Below are 15,109 nucleotides of genomic sequence, written 5' to 3' on the forward strand. Positions count from 1 at the left end.
CCGCCACCCCTGCCAGCGCCGGAAGCCGGTAGGACGCCTTCCGGAAAACATGCGAGTCCATAAACCCGCCGTGGGTCGGGAGGGGGTGCAGGGTGATCAGCGTGGCGGTGACAGGGCCGGATTCCGGCAGGGCCAGTTCCCCCACCAGTTCATGGCCGTCCTCCGTGTGGAGGTGGATGTTCTCCCGCCGCGCAGGCAGGACCGTGGACGCGCGGATGGGTGACGGGCCTGAAGGCTGGGAGAAGTGGTACGACGCCGGATCAAAAGTCATGCCTGTCAGCTTAGCGACTCCGGGCGTCCTGAAACCTTCGTGCCCTGGCCCTGGTTCCTCAGCGGTAGCGGTAGGACCGGGACAGCCAGCAGTTCGTGTGCCAGTGGCGCCGCTCCGCCAGGCCCGCGGCAGCCCCGAACAGGTGATCGTCCTTCCACACCACGAGGTGGGCCACTCCCGGGACTACGGCGGTGGAGCAGCCGGGACAGATGTAGGTCTTTTCGGCGTTTCTGGCAGTCATGGTCCGGACCATCCACTCGCCGTCCGGGGCACTTTCCCGGCGGGCAATTCCGGCCCGTGCCCGCTCCAGATCCAGTTCGGGGACTTCCCCGTTCCCCTTTTTGCCTGCTGCCTTTCCGGCCGGGCCTGCCTTTGCAGCTGCACCCTTTCCGGAGACCGGGCGGCGGGGACGGTTGGAGCGCGGCATGCCTCCATTCTGCCCTAGCCCCGGTAGTGTGTACGGCGTGCGACTTGTCATAGCCCAATGCTCAGTTGATTATGTTGGCCGGCTTAAAGCCCATCTCCCCCTTGCCACCAGGCTGCTGCTGGTCAAGGCCGACGGGTCGGTGCTGGTCCACTCTGACGGCGGTTCCTATAAACCCCTGAACTGGATGAGTCCGCCGGCAACCCTCCGCGTCACAACGCCGGAGGACGTGGACCTCGAACTCGGCGTCACAGAACAGTGGACCGTGCAGTCGGCCAAGACCGATGACAGGCTCATCATCAACATCCATGAACAGCTCCACGAGTCCTCCCATGACCTGGGCGTGGACCCGGGCCTGATCAAGGACGGCGTCGAAGCGGACCTGCAGCGGCTGCTCGCCGATCAGATTGAAACCCTGGGCGAGGGGTTTTCCCTGATCCGCCGTGAGTACTTCACCGCCATCGGCCCGGTGGACATCCTGGCGCGGGACTCCGCCGGCGCCACCGTAGCCATCGAGCTGAAGAGGCGCGGGGACATCGACGGCGTGGAGCAGCTGACGCGCTACCTTGAGCTGCTCAACCGGGATCCACTGTTGGCGCCGGTACGCGGAATCTTCGCGGCCCAGCAGATTAAACCCCAGGCCAAGGTGCTGGCCAACGATCGCGGCATTGACTGCATCACGCTGGACTACGATGCCATGCGCGGTGTCGATGACAGCGAATCCCGGCTCTTCTGAGGCCGGCCTCCCCCTGACGAGGGGATTCACCGGGTTTTTAGCCAAAATTTGCAGGATTGGCTGTTCAGAGGCGTTGACCTGAAAGAAACGGCGTGAAATTCTTAGAACAGTCTTTGTGTAGGTGTTTTTCATGCTCGCAAGACAAGTTGCGAGCGCGAAGCTCCTGCAGGGCCGGTTCTTTTAGGAACGGGCAGTGAAGGATTCTTCTCGCGGAGTGACCAAGTCCAGCACGAACTGTGCAGGACTTAGACAAGTTCCATAATGAGGAGAAATAAAAATGGCACAGGGAACCGTCAAGTGGTTCAACGCTGAAAAGGGCTTCGGCTTCATCACCCCGGATGACTCCGATGGCGATGTCTTCGTTCACTACTCCGAGATCCAGACCGGTGGCTTCAAGACCCTCGACGAGAACCAGCGTGTTCAGTTCGAAATCGGTCAGGGCGCCAAGGGCCCCCAGGCCACCGGCGTAACGCTGGTCTAGTCCCACAGCTTTGAAGGCCGCTCTATACGGGCTTCAGCTCATGGAAGATCCCCGGCATCCGTGCCGGGGATCTTCTTGTTTATGACAAAGTGTCACAAATGTTAGTCGCGGGGATACGCGATGCACCTTCGGTGGCGGGATTCACGCTTGCCGGCAACCAAACCGACGACAGCCCGCATTTTTCGCCTTAGCTTACGAGGTTCCGGACCAGCCGCGCTCCCTGCCGCAGCGAAAGTCCCGGCAGATAGGCACGCGTGAGCGCGCGCCCAATGGCTGGCAGCTGCAAGGGGTCCTGGTAGTACAGGTAAAGGGCCCGGTACTCGGGCTTGAAACGGGATTTGAAGGCAGCCAGCGAACGAAAGCCATAGACCGGCTCGAGGGCATGGCCCACCACATCAAGAATGCGCACCAGGTTCTCGGCCGGAACGGGTTCCGGTGCACTGCCCCCGTCCCCGTCCCCGTCATGGGGAAGCCGGGCAAGGGGCGAACCGGACAGTGAGATGACCTCCACCGAGTCCCTCAACTCAAGCACTGCCGAGGCAATCAGGAACTCCATCACGCCGGGAAATCCCTCAGCTGCCCGGCGCATCACGTCCAGGGTACGGCTGACCACCTTCCCGTCGTCGTAAACGGGCAGCCAACTGGTGACCCCATGAACGGTGCCTTCGCCGTCAACGGCGAGGCAACACAGCACCTCGTCATCCATCAGTTCATCGATGCCGCCCAAGGTGAAGCCCATTTCGGGCACGGACTTGCCGGCGGCCCATTCCTCCGAGACTTCACTCAGCCGGGCGCGCAGCTCCTGAGGCAGCCCATGGTAGGTCCCCCAGACGGCTTTGACGCCGATCTTGGCCGCCCGGTTCAGCGCTGTCCTCACGTTCTGCCATTCTTTGCCCTTGAATTCAAGATCCCGGAGGGCCAGCCTGGTCTCCTGGGCCACCGATACACGCTGGAAGCCGCGTCGCTGAAGCATGGGCCACAAGGTGTCGTCGCAGGAGTACAAAGCGGGAATGAGGGCGCCGCTGGCACAGTAATCGAGGAATCCCTCGGCGGTCCGGAGCCGGGCATCCGCTGCACCGAAGGGCCCCGCGAGGGTCAGTGCCACGCTGCCGTGCTGCTGATACGCCACCGCGCCGTGTCCGTCCGGGCTGAACCAATAACGGTTGGGTTCCCAGAGAGCCATCCAGGAGAGCGAATCGCCGCCCTGGTGGAGCAGCTTGCGGGCCCTGGCCCGGTCATCATGGCCAGAGTCACTGCCATGATGCCGGCCGAGGAGGACCGACCAGACACCGGCCAGCGCCACCAGCCAGAAAACAGGTCCGGAGTAGCCGAAGATCAGGGATTCAAGACTGTTCCGGTCCGCGAACACCCTGCGGTAAAGGTTGGGAAGCGGTACCGGCAGGTATTGCCTGGACAGCTCCGCCAGCAGGCCGAGGGGACCTCCGTCGCGGGTCAACCCGCCTGCTGCGAGCCATGCCGCGGTGTAGCTCCCGGCCAGGAGCAGCCAGACACCTCCGACGACGGCCACCAGCCTCCGGCGGGCGGACGGAACTGTCTCCACACGGAATTGCCGGCGGTTGACCCACAACAGCACTGTCAGCAGCAGGGGCACGATCACCAATGGCAGGATGTGGGCGAACCCGGAACCCATGGAGGAGGTATGCGGACGGGACGGGTAATGCGGTATCAGCGCAAACAGGGCCAGGTACACGGCAGCCAAGGCCGTGACAGCGAGCTGGATCGCGAGGGTGATGCGCAAGGCCATCCTGCGGCCGCGGCGCATGCCGTCGGCACAGATCAGCAGCAGGACAACCGGCACCACTGCCACGGCGAGCCCGAACGGCCCCGTGAATCCTGCCCGTCCCACTTCCAGGCAGGACGCCTCCACCGTTGCGCCGCAGTTCGCCTCAAGCTGGCTGAGGGTGGGCACGGGGTTCAGGACCACATCCCGGAGCAGTGCCAGTGGGCCCGTCGGTGTGCGGGCAACAGCGGTCAGGATTGGTCCCACCGCGAACACGGCAACCGTCAGTGCCAGCAGATTTCTCGTCTCGCGGCCTGTCGAACGGGGTGCATGCAGATGCCCGAGGTCACCCTGATGCCACCAGCTCGCGGCGAGGCCAAGAACGGCTCCGATCAGGCCGATGACAGTTTCTGCATGCCCTACATACAGAACCAGCAGGAGGGCCACTGAGAGTACAGCTGTCCGCAGCCGTCGGCGCCAAAGGACCGGAAGCCGTCCGCTCGCCGCCAGGGAAACGGTCAGGACAGCGGCGTAGGGACCGATCAGGCTGTAGTCCGCCATTAGTCCCAGCCACCCGTCACCCGCGTAACGGGCCAGCTGGGTGAGGAGCAAAAACACTGTGACAGCGGCGAACTGGCCGCCAAGGAACAACGCCCCGGTCCGAACCAGTCCCAGGCTCCGCTCGGCGAGGCCAAGCAGCACCAGGATCATGAGGGAGGCAACCAGGTACGCCAGCGGATTCGTGGCAAAGAACAGGGACGTGAAAAGCGCCCACCAGGCACCGCCCCTCAGTCCGGGGGCGCTGACGCCGGCAAGAGGCAGCAACTCCACGGGTGGACCGCTGAGGTAGCTTCCCGTGACCGCACCGACCACCAGGAAAACCGCCAGGATGCCCAGCGTCAGGGGCACCGAACGCAGGTAATCCCAGAATCTTTGGGCGGCCGGCAGCCCCACAGTGGACCAGAGCAGGGCAGGGGCGCGCGCCTCATTCAGGGCCTTCACCTGTCCCAACCCCACTGTGCGGTGAGGAGATCCAGCCCGTTGGTCAGGCCCGGAGTCAGCATGTCCCATGAATGTCCAACCCGTGGCACCTCGTCCACCCCCACCGTGAAGCCCGCACCGCGGGCAGCCTCGCTGAGCTTCCGAAGGTTGGCCACAAACTCCGGATCGGTGGCCCCCGCTGCGAAGTAGGCCACACTGCCCGGATATTGCCGTTCCTTCATCAGTGTCAGCGGCACCTGGGCGTCAAAGGCAGCGGTGTCACCGTTGAACGCGGCGTCCACGGTCTTGTGGCGTTCCTTGGCCAGCGCCGGTTCTCTTTCGCTCGCAAAGGCCAGGGCGCCGGAATAGAGTTCCGGATGGCGCGTGACCATCTGGAGGGCGCACGTGGCACCAAAGCTGAACCCGCCGACAGCCCACCGCCGGTGATCGGTGTCCACGTCAAGGTTGGCCAGGATCCAGGCAGGAACATCCACGGACATGTAGGTGTCGGCTTTGGCGATGGAGCTGTCCATGCAGAGCTGGTTCGCGGACTGGCTGCCGTTGGGATCAACCACCACAACCACAGGTGCCACTCCCCCGTGCTGCGCTGCGAAGTTGTCCATGCGCTGCTGCAGCGAACCTCCGGTCAGCCAGTCAGCCGGACCGCCCGGCTGGCCAGGAACGAGCACCAGGACCGGGAGACTCGGACGGTTGGCGGCAAAGTAGGCAGGAGGGAGCCAGATGAACGAGTTCCGCGTCTGGAGGCCGGAGGCTGTTGCCGGGATGTATGCGGTGCGCAGGACGCCCGCAGGGGGAAGCTCGCCGGCGGCTTCCCAGCCGGTCAGGGGCCGGGCGATACTGCCGGGCTGGCGTGTCAGCTCCTGCTCAAGGGCCGGGATGCGTGTCAGTGCTGTTCCCGTCAGGTCCGACACGGTTTTGTTGAGGCCGAAATAGGCATTGATCTGCAGGGCACACAGCAGGACCACGGCGAGGAAGGCAACGATGTCCAGCGCACGGCGGCGCCATGATCCGGGTCGGAACCGCAGCAGCAGGAAAGAGAAGGCGGCGACGCCCGCGAACACCCAGGACAGAACCTGCCAGGGCAGTTCGTCAGGGAATGCGGACGTGAGATAAATGAGGATCCAATGGACCAGGAGTACCAGTCCGGCAGCCACAGCAAGGGCAGCAGCCACCCTCAGCAGCCAGCGGCGGCGGCCCAGCGGCTGTGGGCGGAGGATCAGCCACACGCCGGCGGCAACGCCAAGGACCCAGGCCGTCCAGTACAGCGGCCCGTCCGTCAACCGGATATCGGCAATCCAGTCCACGTGCCTAGCGCCAGGTACCTACGCCGACAACCGGCCCGGCTTCCAGCCAGGAGGACAGTCCAGTGTAGGCATCGAATTTCATGGCCAGCCGCAGGTCCTGGCCTTCATACCGCAGCTCGACAATGACGACGTCGGGCTGGACCTTAACGGCCTCGGCTTCAGTGGGTTTTCGGCGGCCAAGCAGTTCCAGGGAACTGCGCTTGAATGTGTGCTTGGGCCGCACGCTCAAAGAGAGCAGCCGGAACCATTCGAGGTCATTGTCCTGATAACGGCAAACCCCCATCTGCCAACTGTTTCCAGCCGTGCAAATGGAGGCGTCCACCGTGCCAAGGGCGCGCCGCAGATTGAAGCGGCGCACCCCCGAAAGGCACAGTGCGAAAATCAGCAATCCAAAAGCGATTGCCAGTCCGATGAACGTGAGAGTGGGTGCGTCCATCAGTGTCGTGCTAGCGGATCCCAGCAGTAGCCGCGTCGCCCAGTTGGGCGTTGTCAGCAACAATCACCACGCGGTTGTTGTCAACGGAGAAGAATCCGCCGTCAACAGCCACGGCAATACGGTCCCCGGAAACCGGCTCAATGGCCAGTTCACCTTCGGCCAGGATCGCCAGCAGGGGCGAGTGGCCGGGCAGGATTCCGATTTCACCATCGCTGGTGCGGGCCTTGACCATCTTGGCCGCTCCGGACCACACGAAGTGATCCGCTGCGACAATCTCAACCTCAAGCTCAGCCATATTACTTGGTCTGTTCCTGGATCTTGGCCCACTGGCGCTCAACGTCATCCAGGCCGCCGACGTTGAAGAACGCCTGCTCTGCAATGTGGTCGAGGTCGCCGTCGCAGATGGCGGTGAAGCCTTCGATGGTGTCCTTGATGGCCACCGTCGAACCTTCGACGCCGGTGAACTGCTTGGCGGTGTAGGTGTTCTGCGAGAGGAACTGCTGGATACGGCGTGCACGCGACACGACGATCTTGTCCTCTTCCGAGAGTTCATCGACACCGAGGATGGCGATGATGTCCTGGAGTTCCTTGTTCTTCTGCAGGATCTGCTTCACACGGACGGCCGTGTTGTAGTGATCCTTGCCGATGTACTGGGGATCCAGGATTCGGGAGGTCGACGTCAGCGGGTCAACGGCCGGGTACAGACCACGGGAAGCAATTTCACGGGAAAGTTCCGTGGTTGCGTCGAGGTGTGCGAAGGTCGTGGCCGGAGCCGGGTCGGTGTAGTCATCTGCGGGAACGTAGATGGCCTGCATCGAGGTGATGGAGTGACCCTTGGTGGACGTGATGCGCTCCTGGAGGAGGCCCATCTCATCTGCCAGGTTGGGCTGGTAGCCCACGGCCGACGGCATGCGGCCAAGGAGGGTGGAAACCTCGGAACCTGCCTGCGTGAAGCGGAAGATGTTGTCGATGAAGAGCAGCACGTCCTGGTTCTGGACATCGCGGAAGTACTCCGCCATGGTCAGGGCGGACAGTGCAACGCGCAAACGCGTTCCCGGCGGCTCATCCATCTGGCCGAATACAAGGGCGGTGTCCTTGAGGACGCCTGCCTCTTCCATTTCAACCCAGAGGTCGTTGCCTTCACGGGTACGCTCGCCAACACCGGCGAATACGGAAGTACCACCGAAGTTGCGGGCAACACGGGTGATCATTTCCTGGATCAGAACGGTCTTGCCAACACCGGCGCCACCGAAGAGACCGATCTTTCCACCCTTGATGTACGGGGTGAGGAGGTCGATGACCTTGATGCCGGTTTCCAGCATCTCGGTGGAGCCTTCGAGGGTTGCGAAGGCAGGTGCCTTGCGGTGGATCGGCCAGTAGTCCGAAGCCTGGATCTCGGACTCGTCAACATCCAGGGGCTTGCCCAGGACGTTGAAGATGTGGCCCTTGACGCCGTCGCCAACAGGGACGGTGATGGGCGAACCGGTGTCCACAACGTTGGTACCGCGGACGAGTCCGTCGGTAGCCTGAAGGGAGATGGCACGAATGAGGTTGTCACCCAGGTGCAGGGCGACCTCGAACGTGATGGTCTTGGTCTCACCGTTGAGAGTAATCTCCGTGGTGAGGGCGTTGTAAATCGAGGGGATTGCGTCAGCCGGGAATTCGACGTCGACAACCGGGCCAATAACACGGGCAATACGGCCGGTAGCACCGGGCGTTGCGGCTACGTGTTCGGTAGCGGTGGCAGTCATCTCTCTCACTTCACTCAGTAGATGGCGTGGGGTTTAAGTTTGTTCTTTGATGCAGGTACAGCTGGACCGGACCGTGCTGGCTAGGACGCGTTCAACGCGTCGGCACCGGCAACGATTTCGGAAAGCTCCTGCGTAATTTCAGCCTGGCGGGCAGTATTGCGCAGACGCGTGTACTTTTTGATGAGGTCCGTGGCGTTGTCGCCGGCGGACTTCATCGCCCGCTGACGGGCTGCGAGCTCGGAAGCTGCTGCCTGCAACATGGCGGCGAAAATGCGTGATTCGATGTAGCGCGGCAGCAGAGCGTCAAGAACCTGCTCCGTTTCCGGCTCGAATTCGTAGAGCGGCAGGAGGTCCGATTCGGACGCAGCCTGCTCTTCGACAACCTCGAGGGGAAGCAGACGGATGACCGTGGGCTCCTGCGTCACCATGGACTTGAAGCGGGTGTAGACAACATGGATCTCGTCCACGCCTCCCTCTTCATAGGGGGTGGCGAAGTCATCCAGCAGTGCCGTGCCAACCTCGCGTGCAACCTCGAACACCGGAGCGTCCGTGTTACCGGTCCACCCGCGCTCGAAAGCACGGTTCCGGAAATCGAAGTACGCCTGTGCCTTGCGGCCCATCACGTAGGTCTTGACTTCCTTGCCCTCTTCGTGCAGCAGCTCAATCAGGCCTTCAGCCTGCTTGAGCACGGTTGCCGAGTAGGATCCTGCAAGGCCGCGGTCGGCGGTGATGATCAGGACGGCGGCGCGGCGGATCTGTGCAGGCTCGGTGACCAGCGGGTGGTCAATCTCGCTCTGGCTTGCCACAGCAGAAACGGCACGCGTGATCGCGTTTGCGTAAGGCAGTGAAGCCGCTACGCGTGCGCGGGCCTTGCCAATGCGCGAGGTAGCGATCAGTTCCATCGCCTTGAAGATCTTGCGCATCGACGTGGTCGAGCTGATCTTCTGGCGGTAGACCCGAATCTGGGCTCCCATACTTTTCCTTTCCTAAGATCCCGATGGCCGGGACCGCCGGAACCCCTGAGGGTTCCGGCGGTCCCCGCCAGCGAAACTAGCGCTTCTGCTTGACGATTTTTTCCTGGTCGACCTCGGCCTCGGAGATAGCATCATGCTCCTCGTGGCCGGCACCTACCAGGTGGTTGTCACCCTCGCCGAAGAAGCCCTTTTTGAAGTCCACAATCGCGGTCTTCAGTGCTTCTGCGGTGTCATCGTCCATGACGTTGGTCTGCGCCAGCGTGGTCAGGATGGAGGACTTGTGCTTGAGGTGCTCGAGGAATTCGGTCTCGAAGCGGTTGATGTCCTCAACCGGAACCTCATCAAGGTGGCCGTTGGTACCGGCCCAGATGGAGACGACCTGGTTCTCAACCGGGAACGGTGAGTACTGGCCCTGCTTGAGCAGTTCCATGAGGCGGGCACCACGGGTCAGCTGCTGGCGCGATGCGGCGTCGAGGTCCGACGCGAACATTGCGAAAGCCTGCATGTCGCGGTACTGGGCCAGTTCCAGCTTCAACGTGCCCGAAACCTTCTTCATGGACTTGACCTGTGCAGCACCACCCACGCGGGACACGGAAACACCCACGTCGACGGCGGGACGCTGGTTGGCGTTGAAGAGGTCCGACTGCAGGAAGATCTGGCCATCGGTAATGGAGATCACGTTGGTCGGGATGTAGGCCGAGACATCGTTGGCCTTGGTTTCGATCAACGGCAGACCGGTCATCGAACCTGCACCGAGTTCGTCGGAGAGCTTGGCACAACGCTCCAGCAGACGGGAGTGCAAGTAGAAGACGTCGCCCGGGTAGGCTTCGCGTCCCGGCGGGCGGCGCAGCAGCAGCGACACAGCACGGTAGGCCTCAGCCTGCTTGGAGAGATCATCAAACACGATCAGGACGTGCTTGCCGCCGTACATCCAGTGCTGGCCAATGGCCGAGCCGGCGTACGGAGCCAGGTACTTGAAGCCTGCGGGGTCAGACGCGGGGGAAGCCACAATGGTGGTGTATTCCAGTGCGCCGTTGTCCTCGAGGGTCTGGCGGACAGCCGCGATCGTCGAAGCCTTCTGGCCGATTGCAACGTAGATGCAGCGCACCTGCTTGTTGACATCGCCTGAAGCCCAGTTGGCCTTCTGGTTGATGATGGTGTCGATGGCAATAGCCGACTTGCCGGTCTGGCGGTCACCAATGATCAGCTGGCGCTGGCCGCGGCCGATCGGGATCATGGCGTCAATAGCCTTCAGACCGGTCTGCATCGGCTCGTGAACCGACTTGCGTGCGGTCACGCCGGGTGCCTGAAGTTCCAGGGCACGCGTGGTTTCGGCCTTGATCTCGCCGAGGTCATCGATGGGCTGGCCCAGCGGGTCAACCACGCGGCCGAGGAAGGCGTCGCCTACCGGTACGGACAGAACCTGTCCGGTGCGGTGCACTTCCTGGCCTTCTTCGATTCCCGTGAAGTCACCGAGGACGATGACACCGATCTCGCGGACGTCGAGGTTCTGGGCAAGGCCCAGGGTTCCATCTTCGAAGCGAAGCAGTTCGTTCGCCATGACCGAGGGAAGGCCCTCAACACGGGCGATGCCGTCACCTGCTGTCGTTACACGGCCGACCTCTACGCGCTCGGCGTTTCCGGGTTCGTAGGACGCCGCGAACTCGTTCAACGCAATACGGACGTCGTCGGCGTTGATGGTCAATTCGGCCATCTGCAGTCCCTGCTCTCCTGTTTTCGTGATCATCGTTGTCACGATGACCGGGGTTTCGTTTCGTTAAGTTGTGCTTGTCCGGCTAACCGGCCAGTTGGCGCTGAAGCTGGCCCAACCGGGTGATAACAGAAGCGTCGAGCACTTCATCACCCACCTGGACGCGGATTCCGCCGATCAGTTCAGGGTCAACGCTGACGTTGATCTTGAGCTCGCGCCCGTACAGGGAGTTGAGCCCTGACTGGAGGCGGGCAAACTGCGTCTCCGTGAGGGGACGTGTCACCTTGACCGTTGCAATCCAGCGCTGCTGCCGCTTTGCTGCAAGCTCGGCGAACCGGGCAACCAGCTTGGTCGGCTTGATGCCGCGTGGCTGTGAAACCGCCTGGCCAATGAGGACCTTAGCTTCCTCACTGGAGCCGGGCACCAGCTTCTCCGCCAAGCCGATCTTCGCTGCAGCACTCGCCTGCGGCTCCGACAGAGCACGTTGTACCTCATGGTTGGAGGCGACGGCCTGGTTGAAGGAGAACAGATCATTCTCCAGCTCTTCCAGCCCGGAGAGTCCGGAGGCAGAAACGGCCGACTTGTTTTCAGCAACGGCTATGACCACCGTTGCGGCAAGCGTCTCGAGTGCATCGCCGATATCCCGGGCCGATGCCCAGCGTGAGCTGGCCAGTCCGGCCGCGATATCCGCAGCCTCAGCGGAGACTTTTCCGCCGACAAGCTGCTTGACCAGCGCCGACTTTTCGTCACCGTTACGGGACGGGTCAGTCAGGGCGCGGCGCAAGCCAGCCGAGCTGTCCACCGTTCCCAGGATTCCGAAGAGTTCCTTTGCCAACTGCAGCGAGGCAAACGGAAGCTGGGCTTCCAGTTTGGTCAGCGCCGTGGTCAGCGATTCGCTCGATACACCTGACATTACTTAGCTGCACCTGCGTTCTGGTTCTCCAGATCTGCAAGGAAGCGGTCAACAACACGGGCGGAACGCTCGTCATCGTTGAGCGCCTCGCCAACGATGCGGCCTGCCAGCGTGGTGGCCAGCGTGCCTACCTCGGAGCGCAGGGACACAACTGCGGCCTGGCGCTCCGATTCGATCTGCACGTGCGCCTGGGCAGTGATGCGGGCAGACTCTGCAGCTGCCTTCTCCTTCAGATCCGCAAGGATCTGAGCGCCTTCGGCACGTGCTTCCTCGCGGATGCGGTTGGCTTCCGCGCGGGCATCCGTGAGCTGCTGCTTGTATTCCTCGAGGGCAGCAGATGCTTCCGCCTGGGCCTTTTCAGCCTTGGCGATGCCGCCTTCGATTGCCTCAGCGCGCTCTGCGAAGGTCTTCTCGAACATCGGGACAATGAACTTGACCACGATGAACATGAGGACAGCAAAGCCGACGAGGACAACGCCCATTTCCCAGACGTTGGGTACCAGTGGGTTAGCCTCAGTGGCAGCTGAGATGATCACCTGGTTCATAATTCACCCGTCCTTATCTACTCGGTCTTGGATGTTCGCTTGGTTCTGAAGTCAGACTTAGAGAACGAAAGCGAAGACCAGGCCGAGGATGGCGAGGGCTTCAGTCAGCGCGAGGCCGAGGAATGCGATCGGCTGCAGGACGCGCTGGGCTTCCGGCTGACGTGCGACGCCGTTGATGTAAGCGGCGAACACGCGACCAACACCGATACCACCGCCGATTGCGGACAGACCGTAACCTACGAGGTTGAGATTGCCTTCCATTTTATTCCTTTCAAGATGCCATCTATGTGGCAGGTTGTTTGGTTTGCTTCATCCCCGTGAGGGGAAGTTTGTGGATGCCTAGTGGCTGTCCGCGTGCAGGGCGCCTTCGATGTAGATGGCGGTGAGCAGCGTGAAGACGTAGGCCTGGAGCGCCATGATCAGCGCTTCCAGCATGTACATGGCGATAGCGCCGCCGAGCACCAGGAGCGAGGTTCCCTTGAGGAGGATGTTCTCCTGCATGATGAGGAATTCGATGCCTGAGCCTGCGATCATGACGATCAGGTGACCTGCCAGCATGGTGGCGAAGAGTCGGAGGCTGTGCGTGACGGGCCGGACCAGGAAGTTGGAGATGATCTCGATCGGGATGATGAGCGGAAGGATGTATACCGGTACGCCGGAGGGTACGGTGGCCAGCTTGAAGTACTTCAGTCCGTTCTTCCGGATGCCGATGGCGATCCATGTGACGTAAACAATGCCCGCGAGGACATAGGCGCCGCCGACGTGCGAGAAGCTCGGAAGCTGAAGCACGGGAATTGCGCCGTAGATGTTGTTTACGAGGATAAAGAAGAAGAGGCTGAACAACAGCGGCACATACTTCATAAAGTCTTTGCCGCCGATAATGTCCTTGGCAATGCTGTTACGCACAAAGCCATAGGCCATTTCACCAGCGAACTGGAGCTTGCCTGGGACAAGCTGCTGCTTACGGGCAGCTAGCAGAAAGAATGTAGCGATAATGACGACCGACAGGATCACCAGCAGCATCTGCTTGGAGAATCCGTCTGCCACCCCCCACGGCAGGATTGCCGGCAGGTGCATTTCTTCAATTCCTGGAGGAGTAAACTCTCCAGAATCTTGGGCCGGGAGCGCAAGCGCGATCAACGCGTTTCCTCTCTGCAGTGTCCATCATTGGGCGTGTGTCGGGGACCGGCGGGTTTTCGCTCCGCAGCTCCCCCTGTGAAATTATTTGGCATTAGTGTTTCCGTCCGCGGACGGTTCGCTCCCTGCGTCGCGCTTACCGGAAGTGTTTCTTGAACTGGTAAGGCCATGCATGTGGGAAAGATAGAAACCTCCGACAGCTCCAAGCAGAGCGCCTGCGAGCACGATCCAGCGGGTTCCCCACAGATAATCCAGACCCCACCCTATCAAACTCCAGACGATGATTCCGCCAATAATGTAGCTGAAGACGGCCATCCCGGCGTTGTATCCGCCGTCGCTGTTTTCCGCCGACACCCCCGGTGTGGAGGCATTGGTTTTGGGTTTGCCGGAAGGCTTTCCGGGCGTGCGCTTGGATTCAGGCATCGTGGGTTTCCTTGGCTTCCGGGTCGTTGTAGATCTGCAGCCGGGCTTTGCTGAATGCATAGAGCTCGGCCGCCTGCCACAGGACCACGGTGGCAACTGCACCAATCACAAACCAGCGGCTGTTCAGCCAGGCGGGCGCACCGATGACAAAAAGCACCACGGCAAAGCCCACGACCTTGATGAAGTAGGTGGCCACGAACATGCCGATTGCGCCTGACGGGTTCCGGCGGCCCACGAAGTGGCCCACCAGAAGGCTGACGGCGAAAAAGAGCATCACCAGAAGACCGCCAAGGACGGTGGACAGCGCTGCCGCCGGACCGTCCAGAAGAAGTGCAGCCAGGCTGGCGAGCAGCAGCGCCGCTCCCCCACCCGCAGCGCTTACGGCCAGCAGGCCCAACCACAGGGATTTAGTGGGACCGGAAACACCAACGTGTCCGTTGCCGGACGCACGTCCGGGTTCGGCGTTGGAGGTCATGGGATCCCAATCGTCGGGGTTTTTGGTTCAAGGTGGCGCGGCGAAGGGCCGCACCTGAATTCTACACGAGATAGAACATGGCGGCGTCCGGGGGCGGATGGCGCCATTGACGGGCCTAGGACACCGGCACCCGGGTGACCTTTTGACGCCGTCGGAAGCGCCGGATCAGGTCCGGCGAGGCGAGGTACAGCGCCAGGATGGCAAGACTTCCGGCGACACAAAGCACCACAATGGGCAGCGGTGCCGTGGCGGCGATGAAACTGAGTACGGTCACTGCGACGGTGCATGCAGCGACCGTACCGGCCGACTGAACGTGCGAGAAGCCGACGTCGGTCAGTCGCTGGTAGACATGCTCGCGGTGGGACGAGTACCACCGCTCCCCCGCCTTGATCCTGCGCAGCAGCGTGTAGCCGGTGTCCGCCACATAGACCAGGATCGGCGCCAGGATGTACTCGACGTAAACACCGCTCAGGAACCCGGCAACGGCCAGGGCCGCAACGGAAGCGCCCAGCAGGTAACTGCCGACGTCGCCCAGGAACACGGAGCCGCGCGACAGGTTCCAGGGCAGGAAGCCGAGGAAGGCCATGGCAAGCACCGCGCCGCCGGCGGTGAGCCACGGCTGGTCGGACAGCAGCCCCGCCACCGTATAAGCGGCGCCTGCGAGGATTCCGTGGAAACTTGAGATCCCGTTGACGCCGTCCATGAAGTTGGCAATGTTGACATAGGCGGCGATGGCCAGTGCGGCCAGCGGCAGCCACCAGAAGGACTGGCCGGTGAGGAAGACC

General features: G+C 62.2%; 17 protein-coding genes and 1 pseudogene. 2 read left to right on the top strand and 16 right to left on the bottom strand.

All coding sequences use genetic code 11. The features are described from left to right. Positions 1 to 271 (bottom strand): annotated as a pseudogene (locus DBR22_RS06190) (alpha/beta hydrolase); the annotation flags it as partial. A gap of 58 nt (positions 272 to 329) precedes the next feature. Next, positions 330 to 698, bottom strand: coding sequence for an ATP/GTP-binding protein (locus DBR22_RS06195; RefSeq protein WP_108598274.1), 369 nt, complete (start codon positions 696 to 698; stop codon positions 330 to 332). Positions 699 to 735: 37 nt separating this feature from the next. On the opposite strand from DBR22_RS06195, the gene nucS reads away from it, so the two are divergent. Both nucS and DBR22_RS06205 read left to right on the top strand, forming a co-directional pair. Further along, positions 736 to 1,431 carry an endonuclease NucS gene (gene nucS / locus DBR22_RS06200; protein ID WP_108598288.1) on the top strand — a complete coding sequence of 232 codons (696 nt, stop codon included), beginning with the start codon at positions 736 to 738 and terminating at the stop codon, positions 1,429 to 1,431. A gap of 277 nt (positions 1,432 to 1,708) precedes the next feature. Next, complete coding sequence (locus DBR22_RS06205) at positions 1,709 to 1,912, top strand: cold-shock protein (RefSeq protein ID WP_011692441.1); 204 nt, start codon at positions 1,709 to 1,711, stop codon at positions 1,910 to 1,912. A gap of 187 nt (positions 1,913 to 2,099) precedes the next feature. Here DBR22_RS06205 and DBR22_RS06210 read toward each other — a convergent pair whose 3' ends face one another. The 14 genes from DBR22_RS06210 to DBR22_RS06275 all read right to left on the bottom strand — a co-directional run. Further along, positions 2,100 to 4,655: a bifunctional lysylphosphatidylglycerol flippase/synthetase MprF gene (locus DBR22_RS06210; RefSeq protein ID WP_375134911.1), complete on the bottom strand. Its 2,556-nt coding sequence runs from the start codon at positions 4,653 to 4,655 to the stop codon at positions 2,100 to 2,102. Then, positions 4,652 to 5,959, bottom strand: a complete 1,308-nt coding sequence (locus DBR22_RS06215) for an alpha/beta hydrolase (protein ID WP_108598276.1) — start codon at positions 5,957 to 5,959, stop codon at positions 4,652 to 4,654. The genes DBR22_RS06210 and DBR22_RS06215 overlap by 4 nt, the downstream gene beginning before the upstream one ends. Positions 5,960 to 5,963: 4 nt before the next feature. Beyond that, entirely contained in the window at positions 5,964 to 6,395 is a 432-nt protein-coding gene (locus DBR22_RS06220; protein ID WP_108598277.1) for a DUF2550 domain-containing protein, read from the bottom strand. 10 nt (positions 6,396 to 6,405) lie between these two features. Then, positions 6,406 to 6,690 carry a F0F1 ATP synthase subunit epsilon gene (locus DBR22_RS06225; RefSeq protein ID WP_108598278.1) on the bottom strand — a complete coding sequence of 95 codons (285 nt, stop codon included), beginning with the start codon at positions 6,688 to 6,690 and terminating at the stop codon, positions 6,406 to 6,408. A 1-nt stretch (position 6,691) separates the two neighbouring features. Then, positions 6,692 to 8,146 (bottom strand): F0F1 ATP synthase subunit beta, encoded by a 1,455-nt coding sequence (gene atpD, locus DBR22_RS06230; protein ID WP_108598279.1) that lies wholly within the window; start codon positions 8,144 to 8,146, stop codon positions 6,692 to 6,694. A gap of 80 nt (positions 8,147 to 8,226) precedes the next feature. Continuing rightward, positions 8,227 to 9,120, bottom strand: coding sequence for a F0F1 ATP synthase subunit gamma (locus DBR22_RS06235; RefSeq protein ID WP_108598280.1), 894 nt, complete (start codon positions 9,118 to 9,120; stop codon positions 8,227 to 8,229). Positions 9,121 to 9,196: 76 nt separating this feature from the next. Beyond that, the gene (atpA, locus tag DBR22_RS06240; protein ID WP_108598289.1) at positions 9,197 to 10,834 is read right to left on the bottom strand and encodes a F0F1 ATP synthase subunit alpha; all 1,638 of its coding nucleotides are present in this window, start codon (positions 10,832 to 10,834) and stop codon (positions 9,197 to 9,199) included. 82 nt (positions 10,835 to 10,916) lie between these two features. After that, positions 10,917 to 11,744 (bottom strand): F0F1 ATP synthase subunit delta, encoded by an 828-nt coding sequence (locus DBR22_RS06245; protein ID WP_108598281.1) that lies wholly within the window; start codon positions 11,742 to 11,744, stop codon positions 10,917 to 10,919. Further along, positions 11,744 to 12,289, bottom strand: coding sequence for a F0F1 ATP synthase subunit B (locus tag DBR22_RS06250; RefSeq protein WP_108598282.1), 546 nt, complete (start codon positions 12,287 to 12,289; stop codon positions 11,744 to 11,746). Before DBR22_RS06250 ends, DBR22_RS06245 begins: the two co-directional genes overlap by 1 nt. Positions 12,290 to 12,346: 57 nt before the next feature. Next, positions 12,347 to 12,550 (bottom strand): ATP synthase F0 subunit C, encoded by a 204-nt coding sequence (locus DBR22_RS06255; protein WP_108598283.1) that lies wholly within the window; start codon positions 12,548 to 12,550, stop codon positions 12,347 to 12,349. A 78-nt stretch (positions 12,551 to 12,628) separates the two neighbouring features. Continuing rightward, a complete protein-coding gene (atpB, locus tag DBR22_RS06260; RefSeq protein WP_108598284.1) occupies positions 12,629 to 13,429 on the bottom strand; it encodes a F0F1 ATP synthase subunit A in 801 nt (266 codons plus the stop codon). An 81-nt stretch (positions 13,430 to 13,510) separates the two neighbouring features. Further along, positions 13,511 to 13,849 (bottom strand): AtpZ/AtpI family protein, encoded by a 339-nt coding sequence (locus DBR22_RS06265; RefSeq protein WP_108598285.1) that lies wholly within the window; start codon positions 13,847 to 13,849, stop codon positions 13,511 to 13,513. Continuing rightward, a complete protein-coding gene (locus tag DBR22_RS06270; protein WP_108598286.1) occupies positions 13,842 to 14,324 on the bottom strand; it encodes a hypothetical protein in 483 nt (160 codons plus the stop codon). The genes DBR22_RS06265 and DBR22_RS06270 overlap by 8 nt, the downstream gene beginning before the upstream one ends. A 115-nt stretch (positions 14,325 to 14,439) precedes the next feature. Continuing rightward, positions 14,440 to 15,109: UDP-phosphate glycosyltransferase (locus tag DBR22_RS06275; RefSeq protein WP_108598287.1), on the bottom strand; the 670-nt coding region annotated here is incomplete at its 5' end.

This window comes from Arthrobacter sp. HMWF013 (genome assembly GCF_003061105.1).
Taxonomy (GTDB): Bacteria; Actinomycetota; Actinomycetes; order Actinomycetales; family Micrococcaceae; genus Arthrobacter.

Excerpts from the sequence above, each read along its gene's own strand:
- DBR22_RS06195 (WP_108598274.1), bottom strand. The coding sequence starts at position 698 with ATGCCGCGCTCCAACCGTCCCCGCCGCCCGGTCTCCGGAAAGGGTGCA.
- DBR22_RS06205 (WP_011692441.1), top strand. The coding sequence starts at position 1,709 with ATGGCACAGGGAACCGTCAAGTGGTTCAACGCTGAAAAGGGCTTCGGC.
- DBR22_RS06220 (WP_108598277.1), bottom strand. The coding sequence starts at position 6,395 with ATGGACGCACCCACTCTCACGTTCATCGGACTGGCAATCGCTTTTGGA.
- DBR22_RS06225 (WP_108598278.1), bottom strand. The coding sequence starts at position 6,690 with ATGGCTGAGCTTGAGGTTGAGATTGTCGCAGCGGATCACTTCGTGTGG.
- atpD (WP_108598279.1), bottom strand. The coding sequence starts at position 8,146 with ATGACTGCCACCGCTACCGAACACGTAGCCGCAACGCCCGGTGCTACC.
- DBR22_RS06235 (WP_108598280.1), bottom strand. The coding sequence starts at position 9,120 with ATGGGAGCCCAGATTCGGGTCTACCGCCAGAAGATCAGCTCGACCACG.
- atpA (WP_108598289.1), bottom strand. The coding sequence starts at position 10,834 with ATGGCCGAATTGACCATCAACGCCGACGACGTCCGTATTGCGTTGAAC.
- DBR22_RS06245 (WP_108598281.1), bottom strand. The coding sequence starts at position 11,744 with ATGTCAGGTGTATCGAGCGAATCGCTGACCACGGCGCTGACCAAACTG.
- DBR22_RS06250 (WP_108598282.1), bottom strand. The coding sequence starts at position 12,289 with ATGAACCAGGTGATCATCTCAGCTGCCACTGAGGCTAACCCACTGGTA.
- DBR22_RS06255 (WP_108598283.1), bottom strand. The coding sequence starts at position 12,550 with ATGGAAGGCAATCTCAACCTCGTAGGTTACGGTCTGTCCGCAATCGGC.
- DBR22_RS06265 (WP_108598285.1), bottom strand. The coding sequence starts at position 13,849 with ATGCCTGAATCCAAGCGCACGCCCGGAAAGCCTTCCGGCAAACCCAAA.
- DBR22_RS06270 (WP_108598286.1), bottom strand. The coding sequence starts at position 14,324 with ATGACCTCCAACGCCGAACCCGGACGTGCGTCCGGCAACGGACACGTT.